The organism is Clostridium sp. JN-9, from assembly GCF_004103695.1.
Classification (GTDB): domain Bacteria; phylum Bacillota; class Clostridia; order Clostridiales; family Clostridiaceae; genus JN-9.
Window position 1 is genome coordinate 1,209,577 of sequence record NZ_CP035280.1, and the last position, 16,963, is coordinate 1,226,539.

The following is a 16,963-nucleotide window of genomic DNA, read 5'->3' on the forward strand; positions in this document are numbered from 1 at the left end:
GCTTTACATCTTTTTAAACTGTTACTTTTCTTTTATAAACAATAAATAAGATATAAGCACATAGGCACATAATAGTACAGGTTATAAAAGAAGCAGGCGTTGAAATATCTGCGGTTTTACCAATAATAATATTTGCTCCTGCGCCAATTAAATCTCCACACATAGCATATACAGATAAAAGGGTTGCCCTATCCATTGTGGTAATACTTTTATTTTCAATGTCTAAAATTATAGGTGAAATTATAGATGCACTGCCACATAAAAGAATTATGGATAGTATAGTTAAAGCAGCATTAGAGGCAAAAACAAGTATTGTGCAGCAAATACTAATAATCATATATAAAATTTGAATACTTTTATTCTTACCTAATTTATTGCTTAATTTGTAAGCTTTAACTGAGCTTAAACAGACTATTTGCATGACAGCTGTTAGGATTCCAAAATATTTAATATCAATTCCGCTTCTCAGATATTGAGATTGATTTAAAAATACACTTACAGCTTGAACTACTTCACTTATTAGTGCTGCAGAAAGTACCAGTATTATAATATTTTTATTTTTTAAAGCTGTTAATAAACTTTGTTTTAATTTTGGCTTTTTTTCATGCTCAATTTTTGTATCTTTTATAAATAAAGTTAATATTGCTGCTAATCCATAGGGAATGATAGTCCAAAATGCTGTACTATCCATAGAATATTTAACAAGAAATGAAGATACTAATGAAGCAATTAAAAAACCAACTGTTGAAAAAGCATTATACCTGCCAAATATCTTTTCACTTTCATCATCCTCTATAGATGAATATATTAATGCAGTATCACAGCCTGAAAGTCCCGATATAGACAATGATAATAGAACTCTTTCCAGAAAAAACATTTCAAAGGAATAAGCTTTGTAAAAAATTATCTTTGATATAAAAAATAAAAAGTTTGAAATAACAAGAGTTTTTTTATATCCAAATTTATCTGAAAACCATCCCCAAGGTATTTCAAAAATAATCATTAATACCCAAGATATAGACTCTATTAAAAATATACTGGACATAGATAGTCCTCTATTTTGTCTATATATTGTAGCAATAGGTCCATAAAAAACAAAACCTTGAAGAAATACAATAATATACATTAAATAGACATTGATTTTCCTATTCAATTTTAATACACCTCCAAAATTGCATAACAAAAAAGCCTGATTTAAAGGTTAATTTAAAAAAATATACTGTAATTTTAAAGTGTATTAAATTGGCATGTACATACAAGTATCTCCTCTAATGTTAAATTATATAATTATTTTATCATACTTCTTATAAAAGTGGGATGTTATTATTTTCTGGCGGAAAAGGTTATACCAGTATTTGTAAGGTACCTGACCCATGGGGAAACCTGGAAACCAAGTTGATAATTTTTATTGGATTAATTTACAGAGTTTTCTTGACAAAAGCTGTTTACAGACGTAAACTTAAATTAAGATTTACACTTGTAAACAATTTTGAAGGGAGAAGAATAGATATGATACCTAGTATTTCTGATTCTGAGCTGGAAATTATGAAAATAATCTGGAGAGATAAACAGACAACCACAAATAAAATTATAGAAGAGCTTGCAGATGAAGTTGAATGGAAGCCTAATACAGTTAAAACTTTAGTGAATAGGCTTTTAAATAAAAATGCTATTGGTTTTGATAAAGCAGGCAAAGAATATTATTACTATCCATTGGTTATGAAGGAGGAGTATATAGAAAAGGAAAGCGAATCATTTATAAATAAATTTTTTAATGGTTCAATAAACTCAATGCTGCTTAATTTTGTAAAAAACCAAAAGATATCTGCAAGAGATATAGAAGTACTTCAGGATATTTTAAATAACAATAAGGAAATTATATAGATAACAACACTTCTGCGATGCATCTATTGGTTTAACCCCATTATTTTATACGGATTTTATAAAATGAATCAGGACTGTGAGATAGCCTGTGATCAGCATGTTATTTCCTATTTAAAAGACTCTGAAAATTTAAGGTACGGAAATACCATAATAAAGATGCTTAAAATAAGCAATAACATACAGTGGATGCCTGGTACAGCTTCATTGAGTAAAGGCAAATCTGGAATAAAGAGGAGGATTAAAATGATAAGTAAATATAAAAAATTATCTTTAGGTGGGGTTATCTTTGGGGTTACTATTATTACATTTATTGCCTTTATAGGGCTTACTAATTCTAAGATAAAAGCTGACGTTCCAAATGATACCTCAGTTAAAGCTTCTAAAAATATTAATGAAACAGAAAGAAGTTTAATATATATAACACTGTCGGATAATAATGAAGGATTTGATAATACAAAGGTAAGTTCACAGGATTTGTCTCCATATTTAGTTAACTATGAAGATATTAAAAGTATAGTTAACCAGTTGAAAAAATTCAGCGCAGTGAAAATAACTGTAAATGGGGAGCAAATATCAGAAAAAAGCGAGATAAATCCAGATGCTCAGTTTATTAGGATTAACGGAAATAAGTGCAAATCATCATTTATTATAAAAGGTGAATGGAATAAACAAATTCCAGCAGATAGTTTATTGAAAGATAATAGTGCTATAAATGAATTAAAATCCCGTGGAATAGGGGTAAAAGTAGAAACTAAAAATAATATTTCCAATCTTGATTATAAGCCAAGTATTAAAGTTGAGGATACAAAAGATCTAAATATTATATCAAATAAGTTATTTACTGAGTATTTGAATTATTATACAAAAGTTGCTGCTAATAATGATTTTAAGCTTAGAAGTTATAAGATTAATCAAATTACAGTAAAAAATAATAATAATGATTCATTTGAATTTATGGTGGATTTCTCAGTACAGCCTGTTAATATTGAGGCCTGGCTCACTCCAAATGGAATTAAGTCTGATGATTGGGTAAACAATAAAACTTTTTTTGTTAAAGTAAGCATAAGTGGAAATGTTTATTCAATTAAAGAAAAATCAACATCGCCATAATAAATTTAAATTAAAAACTTGGTTAATATATCAAAATTATGATATAATATTGATATATTAATATGGAGGTGTAGTTTATGCCAGCAATAAGACCAAGTTCAGATTTAAGAAATAAATATACTGAGATATCAAATTTCTGCCACAAATATAAGGAGCCTATTTTTATAACAAAAAATGGCCAGGGGGATTTAGCTGTTATGAGCATTGAAACTTATGAAAAGCTTATAGGTAAATTTGAATTGTATAAATTGCTTGATGAAGGTATTGATGCTACGGAAAAGAAAAAGGTTAGACCTTTTAAAGAGGCATTGGCTGATATAGAGAAGGATTTGTAAAATGAACAGATACAATATTCAAATTACTGAACCGGCTGAAAAAGATTTGAAAGAAATCGCTGAATATATATCTAAGGAGCTTTTAGAAAGGGAAACTGCAAAGAAAGTAGTTTCACAAATAGCAAAAGGAATTAATTCTTTAGAAGATATGCCATTAAGAAATGCATTAGTAGCTGATGGCAGACTGGCTAATAAAGGCATACGAAAAATCATAGTTGGTAATTATGTTATATTTTACAGTGCTGCTGAGGAGGATAAAACAGTCACAATTATTAGAATACTATATGGAAGACGTGATTGGATAAATTTATTATAAGGTATAACATTAACAGGGAATTTTAACCCTGTTTTTTTGCTTAAAAATTTTGTAAGATACCTGACCCCTTAGAGTTTGTATAAAAAAGGTATGCTGAAATTATTAAATAGCATACCTTTTTACATTAATTATTTATAACCTTTCAATGGTCTTTGCTCAGCAAAGTATGGTGATATATTTCCACCTATTTTAGTTAATTCCTTGCCATCTGTTTAAAGATTGATAATATCAAAATTTTGATTTTTTATTTTTATTTATTGCACTGGGTTATCTTTATAAACAGATACGACTTTTCCGCTATCTATATTATCTTTATTATACAATTTAACATGGAACCAGTATGTTTCTCCGACTTTTAACTTAGAAAAATCATCCTTGCTAAAATCAAGTCTATATTCAACAAAAGTATCTTTGCCTGAATTATAACTAAATACTCTTAAATATTGATTGTTTTCTTCCTGAATTTTAACAGCAAATTTGGATTGTTCATCTTTTAGTTGTTTTTTGCCTCCAGCTCATTTGTATCTATAATGTAAATTCCAGATGTAGTCATATCAGTTGATTTTTGTTTTGCAATACCTAAATAAAAAACTCTAAATAATAATGCAAGAACAACTATTAGTACTGTTAGCAAAATAATTTTGTACTTTAAGGATGATTTCATAAAATACCCCCCAATAATAAAATTTATTTTATTATATTATACACCATATATTGTAATATTGGTATAATATTACTTATAATATCAGCTTTCTAGCTATTACCTAAGGTATATAAGCTATAAAAATATCCTTTATTCTTAATAAGTTCATTGAATGTACCCATTTCTTCTATTAAGCCATTTTTAACAGCTACTATACAATCATATTTTTCCAGAATGCTTGGGATAAATTTGTGAGTTACTATTATACAAGTTATATTTTCTAAATTAAGTATTGATTTTTCTATGTTATAAGAATTTTCATTATCTAATGAAGATGTTGCCTCATCTAATATTAATATAGGTGTTTTTTTGATTATTGCTCTTGCAATAGCTATTCTTTGCTTTTCTCCACCTGAAAGGTTACATCCATTTTCACCAACTAAGCTATTAATTTTATTAGGCAGGCTATTTATTAAGGATTCAAGACCGGATAGCTTTACGGCTTGTTCTATTTCTTCATCAGAATAATTTTCAAATAATGTTATATTTGATTTGATGGTATCATCAAACATAAAAACATTTTGCTGTATTACAGATATTAGGCTATAAAGGTCAGTTGATTTAATCTGCCTGTTATCTATTCCATCAATGGTAATGCTGCCCTTAAAGTCCTCATAATAGTTTAAAATTAAATTTAAAATTGTAGATTTACCGCTTCCGCTATTACCAACTAAAACGTATTTTTTGCCTTTAATAAAGTTAAAAGAAATACCATTTAGGATTTGCTTGTCATTATTATATTTAAATTCTACATTTTTTAATATTATATTTTTATCAAATGTTTTTTTACTAATAGATCCTTTCTCTTCGTTATTTTCATTTATAATAGTATTAATTTTTTTACTTATAAGTTTAACTGATTTAAGTCTGGTTACTGATGATGAAATATCTACAATAGGATTTACAACATTGTTTAATAATTGGGCTAATGTCAATAAATATGCAATTGTCAGACTCCCTTTTAATACGAAGTAAGTTCCCAGGATAAGTGTAAAGAACTGCAGTCCCCAAGCTGATGCATAAGAAAGCATATTTACACCCCAATTTAAAATAGAAAACTTACATTTGGAATTTTCTGTGTTATAATTTACTTTCTTATAATCTGTATTTATTCTATCTTCCAATCTAAAACTTTTGATTACCTGAAAACCTGAAAAAATATCCTTAATTTTTATAGTAAACTTCCCCAAGTTATCTGAATAGTTCTTCTTCAAATAACTGATCTTTTTAGAAAATATCATTGGTATCAGCATAGGTAGAAATCCAAAGGCAAAAATTCCAAAAGTTATATATAAATTTATTCTTGCCGTAGCAATTGTAGCCAAAATGCAGCATACAATATTTGTTAAAATGTCTAATAAATTTTCAAAATAATCTTGCTCAATAATGTTTATGTCATTTGTTAAGGTAGATATATAAGCAGCTGAATTATTTTTATTAAAGTTTCTTATATTCCTATTTAGTAATGAATTGAATATATCATTTTTCAGGGCATAGATTATATTTTTAATATACTTTGCTCTAAGGAACCTTTTAATATAACCAATAGCAAAGAATGTTATTAAATAAGTAACTGTAAATATAATTAAATTTTTCAAATCTTTTAATTTTCCTGTTGTGGCAACATCAATTATGTGGCCCACCACGAAAGCCATGATAACTGCCAAAACAGAGTGTATTATAGTAAAAAAGATAGTTAATATAGATAGTAGCTTGAATTTAAACAAATAATGCCTCATTTTTAATGTGCCCCCTTTTCCAGCATTTAACTGTATGTTATCATTATATCATATAATTTTTAGGATGCAACTGTTTTTGAAAGCAGATGTTGCACATATTTTACGTATACTATTTTAACAGTAAAAGCTGTTCCAGTCCCCGGAAAGTACCTGACCCCTTGTTGACAAAAGCGGGATTTGACCTTTTTTCCTAGTGTTAGGAAAACTATTTAAAATAAGAATTGGAATATTTAAAATATAATTAACTTAAAAGATTGATTTAGAAAGAAGGTGATTTATTGTTAAATAAAAGACAAGAAAAAATTATCATGTTTATGCACAATAGCAAAGACTGGATTATTGGCAAGGAATTAGCCAAGGTATTAGGGGTATCAGATCGTACTATTCGCAGTGATATATCCCATATTAATGGGTTTTATGAATATGGGTTAATTGAATCAAGCATAAGGCTTGGTTATAGAATAAACGAGGATAAATTTCAGAGCTTGGATATAGAAGAACAAGATGCAATTCCTCAAACCTCCAAGGAGCGATGTATTTATGTCATTAAGGAATTATTGCTTGAAAAAAATGATATTAATTTAACTCTTTTGCAGGACAAAGTATATGTGTCTGGTTATTCAATTGATAATGATATTAAAAAAATTAAAAAAATGCTTGAGCCTTACGAAGGTCTGCACCTTATAAGAAGCAAAAATTATATTCGTTTAAGCGGCAAGGAACAAAAGAAACGTAAATTATATAAGGATTTATTGGAAGATGAAATAAAGGGAAACTTTTTAAATTTAGACAAAATTGCTTCTTTTTATAAGGATTTTAATTTAATTGAAGTAAAAGATATGCTTGAAGCTACACTTAAGGAATACCATTATCATATCCGTCAGCTGACTTTAACCATGATTATTATGCACATAGGAATTGCAATAGAGCGTATTATACATCATAATTTCATTAAAACGGATAGAAATACGGAAGAATTAAGAAACAGCCTAGAATATAAAATTGCACAAGATTTTTATCATAAGGTGGCAAAAAAAATAAGGATAGAAATAGTTGATGATGAAGTTGCCTTAGTAGCGTCATTATTACTAGGTAAAAAAAGTACTGTTTACACCAATAATGATTCAAAATGTAAAGCTGATTATTCCATTTATGATATACTTCAGGATATCTTCCTCGACATTAAAAAAACTTTTGGTGTTGACTTCAGCTCTGATAATGAGCTGTTAAATGGGCTTGAAATGCACATTACCTCACTTATAGAACGATACAATAAGAATATTGAGATTGATAATGTATATTTGCAGGAAATCAAGCGTGACTATCCATTGGTTTTTGAGATGGGAGTAAGAGCTTGTGAGCTCCTAGAGGAAAAGCTCAATATAAAAATAAGTGAAAATGAAATTGCCTTTATTGCCTTGCATCTTGGCGTTGCATATGTTAGGGCAAATATATCCTATAAGTATAGAGTAGTTATGATTCATCCTCAAGATAAGGTTTTATCTAATTTATGTATGGAAAAAGTTCTTAATCGTTTTGGAGATCGCATGGAAATTATTGAAAGCATGAATTTCTTTGAGGAGTCGGCAATTACTGCTTTAAAGCCAGATTTGATTTTAACAACACTTCCATTAAAACATAAATTATCTATTTCGACAATACAGATTTCACTGTTTGTAAATTATGAAGATGAAAATAAAATTTATAAAGCCTTGAATAATTTAGAAAAAATAAGATGCAAGGATAATTTTAAACTTCTAGTTTTAAAGCTTATAAAAAAGGAATTTTTCTATTCTCATGTTAATGTAAATAGCCGCAATGAGTTAATTACAAAGATGTGCAATAACTTATATAAAAAGGGTTTTGTAGATAAAGCATATGAAAGCAGTGTGCTGCAGAGAGAAAAGATATCTGCAACCTCTTTTGACTATGGTTTTGCAACCCCTCATGGTCTTAATGAAACGTTTATTAATCAGTCAGCCTTAAGCATAGCAATTTTAGATAAACCAATTTCATGGGGAGAATATGAGGTGAGACTTGTAATCTTGTTTACCATTAATAAAGAAGATTATAAAATCCTAAGGATATTTTTTGACTGGCTAAGCAATATAATTTCTAATTCAGAGCAGTTTAGAAAATTATTAGAAGTAAATAATTACAGTGAATTTATAGATCAAGTCTTAAAATAAATAATAACTAGAGGGTGAAAGTGTGAAAAAAGGAAGAAAATCAGTTATTGAGAGCAAAACGGTAATTTCTAATGATGTACCAATTTGGAAACGTTTTATTGCTTACATGGTGGACTGGTATTTAGGAAGTATATTTACGTCCTTACCAATGGTAATGATATATATGAAAGTAACAAATACACAAAACTTAAATACGAATCTATTTCAATATCCAAAACAATATGTTCTTTTAGCTGGAGGTATGGGATTATTGTTTGGACTGTTTTATTACCTCATCGTGCCATTAAATATTTGGAAGGGGCAAACTTTAGGCAAACGATGGTGCCATTTTAAAATAGTTAAAATGGAAGGGAATAATGTGATGTTTAAAGAGCTATTTTTAAGACAAGTTATTGGCATTTTTTTAATAGAAGGGTCTTTGATTTTCCCAAGTAATTTATTTCATCAAATCTTATCTTTCTTAATTAATGTAAATTTAATTACCCCACTTAATTATTTAGGTATAGCAATAAGCATTATATCAGCATTGTTTGTTTTATTTAGAAAGGATCATAAAGCAATTCATGATTTGATCGCTAATACCAGGGTAATCAGTGTAGATATTGCTTCCTAGAAGCAGGAAATAGGATTAAAGCTTATAACAAATATAAAAGTGTATACTTAAGATAACAGAAAGGAGGGACAGCCTTGAAGGGATTAGAGCTAGCATGTTTTCAAATTATTTCCTCAGCAGGTATGGCAAAAAGCAGCTTTATTGAAGCAATTAAAGCAGCCAAGAATAGTGACTTTATAAAAGCAAAGTCTTGTATTGATAAAGGTGATGAATATTTTGCAGAAGGACATAATATTCATACTCAATTAATTCAGCATGAATCAGGAGATAAACAAGTTAGTCCAAACTTATTATTAGTACATGCCGAAGATCAGTTAATGTCTGTTGAAACCTGTAAGATATTAGCAAACGAATTAATTGAATCTTATGGACGCATTTCTGCTTTAGAAAATAAATAATAATTATTTGATTAAAATATAAAAATAAATAAGTTTATGGTTGTCAGCTAACTGACTATAAACTTATTATACGAGGTGGGAAATGAAATGAAAAAAATCTATTTGTTTTGTAGTGCCGGAATGTCTACAAGCATGCTAGCAAGCAGTATGCAGGCTGCAGCAGATGAAAAATCATTGCCAATTGAAGTAAAAGCTTATCCTCATAATGAGTTAGATGAAATTATTAAAAAACATCATCCAGATTGCATTTTATTAGGACCACAAGTTAAATATTTATATGAAAAGACTGTAAACGATTTTGGATCAACTGGTATTCCAATTGCTGTTATCGATCCTACTGATTATGGTATGATGAAGGCTAAAAAGGTTTTAAAAAGTGCACTTAAACTAATTAAAGAAGCAAATGCAAGTAAATAGTTTTACATTGGGGTAATAAGTGATTATTTTACTGCATTGGTATTATGATTGCTTAATTATAGAAAAATGAAATGGGGGAATATAAACATGATTAAATGGTTAGAGAAAGTTTTAATGCCAATGGCTGAAGCAATTGGTAAAAACAAATATTTAATTGCCGTACGTGATGGTTTCTTAATATCAACGCCATTATTAATTGTGGGATCATTATTTCTATTAATAGCGAACTTCCCAATTCCAGCATGGACTAATTGGTTAGAGTCCGTACAAGTAAACGGATCTACCTTAGCTGCTTATCTTGGAAAGCCTGCTGATGCAACATTTTCAATTATGGCAATTTTTGCTGTACTAGGTATAGGATATTCCTTTGCTAAGCAAATGAAAACAAATCCTATATTTGGAGCTGCAGTATCAATTATGGGCTGGTTCTTAATTATGCCTTATGGTGTAACTGGGAAAGCTCATGTTGCTGGCATAAAAGATCCAGTTCAGGTTTTCTTAGGTGGAGGACTTCCGCTTGGCTGGGTTGGTGCAAAAGGTATATTTATCGGTATAATTAGTGCTTTCTTAGCTGTACACATTTATGCTTATGCTGAACGTAAAGGATGGGTAATCAAAATGCCTGCTGGTGTGCCTCCAACAGTTGTTCAATCCTTTGCAGCTTTAATTCCTGCTGGACTTGTTATATCTGTATTCTTTTTGATAAATTTATTTTTCGGTTTCTTTAATACTGATGTTTTCACAATCGTATTTAAGTTTCTGCAGTTACCTCTTATGAACCTAGGTGACACCTTAGGTGCTATGGTTATTGCTTACATTTTCTTACATCTATTTTGGTTCTTTGGAGTAAACGGTGGTTCTGTAGTAGGTGCTGTATTTAATCCTATTCTTCAAACTTTAACTGCTGAAAACTTGGAGTTCTTTAAAACTGGAGTTGGACAGGGACATATTATATGTCAACAATTTCAAGATTTATTTGCAACCTTTGGAGGATGTGGATCTACATTATCATTATTAATAGCAATGCTGTTATTTTGTAAATCAAAACGTATTAAACAGCTTGGAAAATTAGCTTTAGTGCCAGGTATTTTTGGCATTAATGAGCCAATAGTATTTGGACTTCCAATAGTATTAAATCCAACTATGCTAATTCCATTTATGTTAGTTCCTACACTTAACATTGTTATTTCATATTTTGCGATGGCCTTAAAATTAGTTCCAATTTGTAATGGTGTTAATATTCCATGGACTACTCCAATTATTATTTCTGGATTTTTAGCTACAAATTGGGCAGGTTCTGTGCTTCAAGCTCTATTATTAATTTTAGGTGTAATTATTTATATGCCATTTATAAGGATTATGGACAAACAATATATGAAAGAAGAAGCTCAAGCAAATGAAGAGGACGATGATTCTCTTGAGGATTTATCCTTTGATGACCTATAGGAGATGATTAAATGTTAATTAAAATCATGATGATTTATGATCAAATTCAAGCTGGTGCAGGTACTAAGGATGATAAAATGGTGCCATTAGGCGCTAAAAGAGAACCTATCGGACCAGCAATCATGATGGAACCATTTTTAAAAGAGATTGGCGGCAAGGTAATTGCTTGTCTTTATTGTGGCAATGGCACTTACTTAGCTGATCCTGAGGAGGTTTCCAGAAAGCTTTGTGCTATGGTAAATAAGGTTAACCCAGATGTAGTGATGTGTGGACCTGCCTTGAATTATAAAGATTATGCCAGTATGGCAGCAAAAGTTGCTTATGATATTAATAAGTCAACTAATGTTCCAGCTTTTGCAGCTATGTCTGTTGAAAATGAGGAGATAATTGCAAGTTACAAAGATAAAGTAAATATTGTAGTTACTCCTAAAAAAGGTGGTATAGGACTTAATGATTCCTTGAGAAATATGTGCAAGCTTGCAAAGGCTTTAGTTAACAAGGAAGACGTTACAGCTTTAACTCACAGTATTTGCTTTTAAATTTAAAAACCACTAATAAGTTTAGTGGTTTTTCGTTATAGTGATTGTTTCAATATTATTTCAAGAAGAAAGGAGTAAGTTAATATGTATGGAATGATTGCAACTTGGCGTATGGCTGCTGAAGGTATTACTAAAGGAAGAGAAATCTTAAAAAGTAGAGGGTGTGCAGGAGATGCAATTGAAGTTGCCATTAAAGATGTTGAAGACTTTGAATACTATAAGTCTGTAGGTTACGGCGGTCTGCCTAATGAGGAAATGGAAGTAGAATTCGATGCAGCATATATGGATGGAACTACTCTTGATATTGGAGCAATTGCTGCAATTAAGGATTTTGCTAATCCAATCAGCATAGCAAGACGTTTAAGTATGGAAAAAGTAAATAATTTTTTAGTGGCAGAAGGAGCAGAGAAATTTGCTGGTAAAGAAGGTTTTGAACGTAAAAACATGTTAACAGAACGTGCTAAGATTTTTTATTATAATCGTGTTAAAGAAATAAATAAGCAGGAAATTAAGCCTTACAGTGGACATGACACCGTAGGTATGGTATGCCTTGATGAACATGGCAATATGGCTGTAGGTACCTCAACAAGTGGTTTATTTATGAAAAAGAAGGGAAGAGTTGGTGATTCTCCTATTTGCGGTTCTGGATTTTATGTAGATTCTAAGGTTGGGGGAGCTAGTGCTACAGGCCTTGGAGAAGATCTAATGAAAGGCTGTATTTCTTATGAAATTGTCCGCTTGATGAAAGAAGGCCATAATCCCCAAGAGGCTTGCGAAATTGCTGTATTAAGGCTTGATTCAGAACTTAAAGAAAGAAGAGGAAAGGCTGGGGACATATCTTTAATTGCTATGAATAATAAAGGAGAATGGGGAGCTGCTACAAATATTGAAGGCTTTTCTTTTGCAGTAACTACTGAAAATGAAGCACCAATTGTGTATTTAACCAAAAATGTAGATGGGAAATGCGCTTATGAGGTAGCAAGTAAGGAGTGGCTGGACAACTATATGAACACAAGAATAGCGCCCATTGCTAGAAGGTGATAATAATGAAGGATAAAATATTAGGGAAAATAGATGAGCTAAAAAATCAAATGATCTCTGATATTCTTAAGATAGTTAGAATTAACAGTGTAGAAAGCAAGCCTGAAATAGGAATGCCTTTTGGCAGAGGTGTCAATGATTGTCTGCTTAAGGCACTTGAAATAGCCATGAACCTTGGCTTTGACACAAAGAATATAGATGGATATGCAGGCTATGCACAGTTTGGAGAAGGCAGTGATTACATTGGTGTAATAGGACATTTAGATGTAGTACCTCCAGGCGAAGGGTGGCTCGAGCCTCCTTTTAGCGGCTATAGTAAAGCTGAGAGAATTTATTCTAGAGGCATTTTGGATAATAAAGGGCCAATTATGTCATGCCTATATGCACTATATGCCTGCAAATTAAGCGGGGTTAAATTTAATAAACCTATTCGTATTATATTTGGAACTAATGAAGAAACAGGAATGAAGGATATTGAGTATTATTTAAGCAAGGAAAGGCCACCTGTTATGGGGTGGACTCCAGACTGCAAATATCCTGTAGTTTATGGTGAAAGAGGGAGAGCAAAATTTAAGGTATGTGCTAACGAAAAGAATCTAAAGGACTTATTTAGCTTTGTTACCAAGTATTTTTTACAAAGTAAGGATACCGGAGATAGGTTAGGCATTGATTTTTCAGATAAAGAATTTGGAAAAATGCAGATGAGAGGCTATGGTTTAAGGTTGGAAGAAAGTAAAAATATATTTGACTTTACATTAAGCTACCCAGCAGGGGTGACTCTTTTAGAAATAATTTCTCAAATAAAATCTAAAATGCTAGATACCCTATCCTTGGAAGTTGTTAGCAATTATGATCCAGTAAAGTTTGAAAAAGATTGCTTTTTAGTAAGAAAGCTTAAAGAAGCCTATGAAGAAGTTACTGGATTTGATGGTACACCAGTAACTACAACTGGAGGTACTTATGCAAAATTAATACCTAATATAGTCCCATTTGGGCCAAGCTTTCCTGGGCAAAAGGGAATTGGGCATAACCCAAATGAATGGATGGATATTGAAGATATCGTGATGAATGCTAAAATATATGCAATAAGCTTTTTAAAATTAGGTGGTGAGAGTGGCTATGAATAAAACAGCAGAAGTATGCTGTGGAAGCTACTATGATTGTCTGCAGGCCTTTAAAGGGAAAGCAGAGCGAGTGGAATTAAATAGTGCCCTATATTTGGGAGGTTTAACTCCAAGTATTGCAGAACTAATTTTAACTAAAAAAAATACTAATTTAAAGGTAATTTGCATGGCAAGACCAAGAGCTGCAGGGTTTTGTTATGAAAAGGAAGACTATGAAACATTATTATTAGATGTAAAGCTCTTAATGGATAATGGCGCAGATGGTATAGCCTTTGGCTGTTTAGATGATAAAGGTAATATTAATGCTCTGCAAACAGAAAAAGTAGTTGAATTAATTAAATCCTATGGAGAAGAAAAGGAAGCAGTATTTCATAGGGCCTTTGATTGCGTCAGTGATGCCTTTGAAGCTGCAAAAGTCTTAATTAAGCTAGGTGTAGATCGCATTTTAACAAGCGGCTTAGAAGCAAGGGCTGTAGATGGAAAGGAAGTATTGAAAGCGCTGCAAAAAAGCTATGGACATGAAATCCAAATTCTAGCCGGCAGCGGAGTTAATGCTGGAAATGCAAAAGAGCTTATGGAGTATACTGGTATTACACAAATTCATAGTTCCTGTAAGACCTGGCTTGAGGATAAAACAACAACTAAAAATCATGTTACCTATGCCTATGGAAAGGATGAGTTTTCCTATGATGTAGTTGACTCTGAGCAAGTTGAGCAACTTGTAAAGGTTGTTAATAAAGAACTATAATATTAGATATAGTTAAAAAAGCAAATATAATAGCAATAAATAAACAATATGTAAACTTTACTTATACAGCGCCAAAATAGCAGTTATAATGCTTTTTTACGCTGTATAATGTTTATAATAATATTAAAAACTGAAAGGCAGGTAATTTATTATGCGTAGAATGGGTATTTCAGTTTATCCTGAACATTCAACTGAAGAAAAAGATTATGATTACATGAAGATGGCTGCAAAATATGGATTTACCAGAATATTTACATGCTTACTATCGGTAAATGAACCAAGAGAAACTATTTTAAAAAAATTTACTAAATTTATGCAGAAGGCACATGAACTTGGTTTTATTGTTGGTGTGGATACAAATCCTGATGTGTTTTTACATTTAGGTGCTACCCCATATGATTTAAAACCATTTAATGATATGAAAGTAGATATTGTGCGACTTGATGGACACTTTAGTGACAGGGAAGATATAGCAATCACCCATAATTCATATGGTATTCCAATTGAGTTTAATGGAAGCTCAAACACAGCACTTGATTTAATGATTGAAAGAGGCGCAGACAAAAATAATATGGTAGTATGCCATAACTTTTATCCTCAAAAATACACTGGACTTGGCTTTGATAAATTTATGGAATTCACTAATAAGTATAAAGCTCTGGGCCTGCCTGTTGCTGCATTTGTTTCTTCCAATAATAAAAATACATTTGGCCCATGGCCTGTTTATGAAGGACTTCCTACTTGTGAAATGCACAGAGGTCTGCCTATAGACTTGCAGGTTAGACATCTAATTGCAGCTAATAAAATTGATGATATTTTAATTGGCAATGCTTTTGCTGCAGAAGAAGAATTAAAATCAATATCTGAAATAGATACAACCAAAACCACATTAAAAATTGTACTATCAGAAGATGTTACGGATGACGAGAAAAACATAATATATAATTATCCTCATTTTGGACGAGGAGATGCTTCTGATTATATAGTAAGAAGCAGTTTACCGAGAGAAGATTATAAAAATAAATCAATTCCATATCGTAAATATCACAAAGAATTTTTCCGAAAAGGCGATGTTATAATAGTTAATGATAATTTAGCCCATTACAGAGGCGAACTGGAGATTGTTTTAAAGGACATGGCTAATGATGGAGAAAGAAATCTTGTAGGCAGAATACCAAAGGAAGAATTAATAATATTAGATCTATTAAAACCCGAATATCTTTTTGGTTTTATTAAATTAGATAATTAAACAGTGAAAGCAGCCTGGAAATAACATTCCAGGCTGTTTCTATGTGTTAAATTTAAGAGTATAATATTTATATAAAATTTATAAATGGAGGTAACAAAATGAAATTAGGTATTGCAGGATCAGGTAAGATTGTTCAGGAATTTCTTCCTATTACACCAAAGTTAAAAGGATTAGAGCTGGAAGCTATTTTAGGAACAAAAAGAAGTGAAGAAAAGCTTAATAATCTTAAAAATAAATACGGGATTAAAAGCATTATATATGATTATGATGAATTTTTAAAATATGATTTAGATGCAGTGTATATTGCACTGCCAAACAATCTGCATTATGAATATGCAAAGAAAGCACTGGAGGCAGGCAAAAATGTTATAGTTGAAAAACCATTTACATCAAACTATAAGGAAGCACTGATTTTAAGTGATTTAGCCAGAGAGAAGCAGCTATGTATATTTGAAGCAATAACCAATCAATATCTGCCAAACTATAGAAAAATAAAGGAACTTCTGCCTGCACTTGGTGATATTAAAATAGTTCAATGTAATTATTCTCAGTACTCCAGCAGGTATGATAAGTTTAAGGAAGGCAATGTACTGCCTGCATTTGACCCTGAATTTTCAGGGGGAGCATTAATGGATTTAAACATATATAATATACATTATGTTGTAGGCATTTTTGGAAAACCAGATAATGTTGAATATTATCCAAATATAGAGAGAGGAATAGATACTTCAGGAGTATTAATACTTGATTATGGTAAATTTAAATGTGTATGTATTGGGGCAAAGGACTGCAAAGCACCAATAGCAAATAATATTCAGGGAGATAAGGGTTGTATATATATGGATACCCCTGCAGGTGTATGCGAGAGATTTCAGCTGCTTATGAATGATGGAACAAGTACCACAATAAATGAAAATAATTATGAACACCGGATGGTTAATGAATTCCTGGAGTTTATGGATATGATTAAAAATAAAGATCTTAAAAAATGCTACAAAATGCTGGATCACAGCTTAACTGTAAGCGAAGTTGTGACAAAGGCTAGAAAAAAGGGTGGAATAATATTTCCTGCAGATAAGAAGAATTTATAGTATTATCATCTAGTGTTTCTA

The 16,963-nt window shown here is 30.8% G+C and carries 18 protein-coding genes; 15 read left to right on the top strand and 3 right to left on the bottom strand.

The window, feature by feature from the left end:
- Nucleotides 1–13 precede the first annotated feature (13 nt).
- Nucleotides 14–1,153 carry an MFS transporter gene (locus tag EQM05_RS05750; RefSeq protein ID WP_128749151.1) on the bottom strand — a complete coding sequence of 380 codons (1,140 nt, stop codon included), beginning with the start codon at nt 1,151–1,153 and terminating at the stop codon, nt 14–16.
- A 164-nt stretch (nt 1,154–1,317) separates the two neighbouring features.
- Between EQM05_RS05750 and EQM05_RS05755 the strand changes: the two genes are divergently transcribed.
- The 4 genes from EQM05_RS05755 (at nt 1,318) to EQM05_RS05770 (ending at nt 3,645) form a co-directional block, all read left to right on the top strand.
- Nucleotides 1,318–1,884: a BlaI/MecI/CopY family transcriptional regulator gene (locus tag EQM05_RS05755; protein ID WP_243108130.1), complete on the top strand. Its 567-nt coding sequence runs from the start codon at nt 1,318–1,320 to the stop codon at nt 1,882–1,884.
- A gap of 12 nt (nt 1,885–1,896) precedes the next feature.
- Nucleotides 1,897–2,994: a M56 family metallopeptidase gene (locus EQM05_RS05760; protein ID WP_279222130.1), complete on the top strand. Its 1,098-nt coding sequence runs from the start codon at nt 1,897–1,899 to the stop codon at nt 2,992–2,994.
- 77 nt (nt 2,995–3,071) lie between these two features.
- Nucleotides 3,072–3,329, top strand: a complete 258-nt coding sequence (locus EQM05_RS05765) for a type II toxin-antitoxin system prevent-host-death family antitoxin (RefSeq protein WP_128749153.1) — start codon at nt 3,072–3,074, stop codon at nt 3,327–3,329.
- Nucleotide 3,330: 1 nt separating this feature from the next.
- Nucleotides 3,331–3,645 (top strand): type II toxin-antitoxin system RelE/ParE family toxin, encoded by a 315-nt coding sequence (locus EQM05_RS05770; protein WP_128749154.1) that lies wholly within the window; start codon nt 3,331–3,333, stop codon nt 3,643–3,645.
- Between the two features lie 493 nt (nt 3,646–4,138).
- On the opposite strand, the gene EQM05_RS15710 is transcribed toward EQM05_RS05770, so the two are convergent.
- Nucleotides 4,139–4,309 carry a hypothetical protein gene (locus EQM05_RS15710; RefSeq protein ID WP_164917212.1) on the bottom strand — a complete coding sequence of 57 codons (171 nt, stop codon included), beginning with the start codon at nt 4,307–4,309 and terminating at the stop codon, nt 4,139–4,141.
- A gap of 89 nt (nt 4,310–4,398) precedes the next feature.
- Nucleotides 4,399–6,087, bottom strand: coding sequence for an ABC transporter ATP-binding protein (locus tag EQM05_RS05775; protein ID WP_128749155.1), 1,689 nt, complete (start codon nt 6,085–6,087; stop codon nt 4,399–4,401).
- A 278-nt stretch (nt 6,088–6,365) separates the two neighbouring features.
- Between EQM05_RS05775 and EQM05_RS05780 the strand changes: the two genes are divergently transcribed.
- The 11 genes from EQM05_RS05780 (at nt 6,366) to EQM05_RS05830 (ending at nt 16,942) form a co-directional block, all read left to right on the top strand.
- A complete protein-coding gene (locus tag EQM05_RS05780) occupies nt 6,366–8,276 on the top strand; it encodes a PRD domain-containing protein (protein ID WP_164917213.1) in 1,911 nt (636 codons plus the stop codon).
- Nucleotides 8,277–8,298: 22 nt separating this feature from the next.
- Nucleotides 8,299–8,889 carry an RDD family protein gene (locus tag EQM05_RS05785; protein ID WP_128749156.1) on the top strand — a complete coding sequence of 197 codons (591 nt, stop codon included), beginning with the start codon at nt 8,299–8,301 and terminating at the stop codon, nt 8,887–8,889.
- A gap of 74 nt (nt 8,890–8,963) precedes the next feature.
- Nucleotides 8,964–9,287, top strand: coding sequence for a PTS lactose/cellobiose transporter subunit IIA (locus tag EQM05_RS05790; protein WP_128749157.1), 324 nt, complete (start codon nt 8,964–8,966; stop codon nt 9,285–9,287).
- An 87-nt stretch (nt 9,288–9,374) separates the two neighbouring features.
- Nucleotides 9,375–9,704: a PTS sugar transporter subunit IIB gene (locus EQM05_RS05795; protein WP_128749158.1), complete on the top strand. Its 330-nt coding sequence runs from the start codon at nt 9,375–9,377 to the stop codon at nt 9,702–9,704.
- Nucleotides 9,705–9,791: 87 nt separating this feature from the next.
- Nucleotides 9,792–11,150, top strand: coding sequence for a PTS sugar transporter subunit IIC (locus EQM05_RS05800; protein WP_128749159.1), 1,359 nt, complete (start codon nt 9,792–9,794; stop codon nt 11,148–11,150).
- Nucleotides 11,151–11,161: 11 nt separating this feature from the next.
- Nucleotides 11,162–11,689, top strand: a complete 528-nt coding sequence (locus EQM05_RS05805; protein WP_347560231.1) for a GrdB-related putative oxidoreductase — start codon at nt 11,162–11,164, stop codon at nt 11,687–11,689.
- Between the two features lie 84 nt (nt 11,690–11,773).
- A complete protein-coding gene (locus EQM05_RS05810) occupies nt 11,774–12,730 on the top strand; it encodes a N(4)-(beta-N-acetylglucosaminyl)-L-asparaginase (protein ID WP_128749160.1) in 957 nt (318 codons plus the stop codon).
- Between the two features lie 5 nt (nt 12,731–12,735).
- Nucleotides 12,736–13,857, top strand: a complete 1,122-nt coding sequence (locus EQM05_RS05815; RefSeq protein WP_128749161.1) for a Sapep family Mn(2+)-dependent dipeptidase — start codon at nt 12,736–12,738, stop codon at nt 13,855–13,857.
- Nucleotides 13,850–14,602, top strand: a complete 753-nt coding sequence (locus EQM05_RS05820) for a copper homeostasis protein CutC (protein ID WP_128749162.1) — start codon at nt 13,850–13,852, stop codon at nt 14,600–14,602. The genes EQM05_RS05815 and EQM05_RS05820 overlap by 8 nt, the downstream gene beginning before the upstream one ends.
- 160 nt (nt 14,603–14,762) lie before the next feature.
- Nucleotides 14,763–15,851: a MupG family TIM beta-alpha barrel fold protein gene (locus EQM05_RS05825; protein WP_243108131.1), complete on the top strand. Its 1,089-nt coding sequence runs from the start codon at nt 14,763–14,765 to the stop codon at nt 15,849–15,851.
- A 98-nt stretch (nt 15,852–15,949) separates the two neighbouring features.
- Nucleotides 15,950–16,942 carry a Gfo/Idh/MocA family oxidoreductase gene (locus tag EQM05_RS05830; RefSeq protein ID WP_128749164.1) on the top strand — a complete coding sequence of 331 codons (993 nt, stop codon included), beginning with the start codon at nt 15,950–15,952 and terminating at the stop codon, nt 16,940–16,942.
- Nucleotides 16,943–16,963 lie beyond the last annotated feature (21 nt).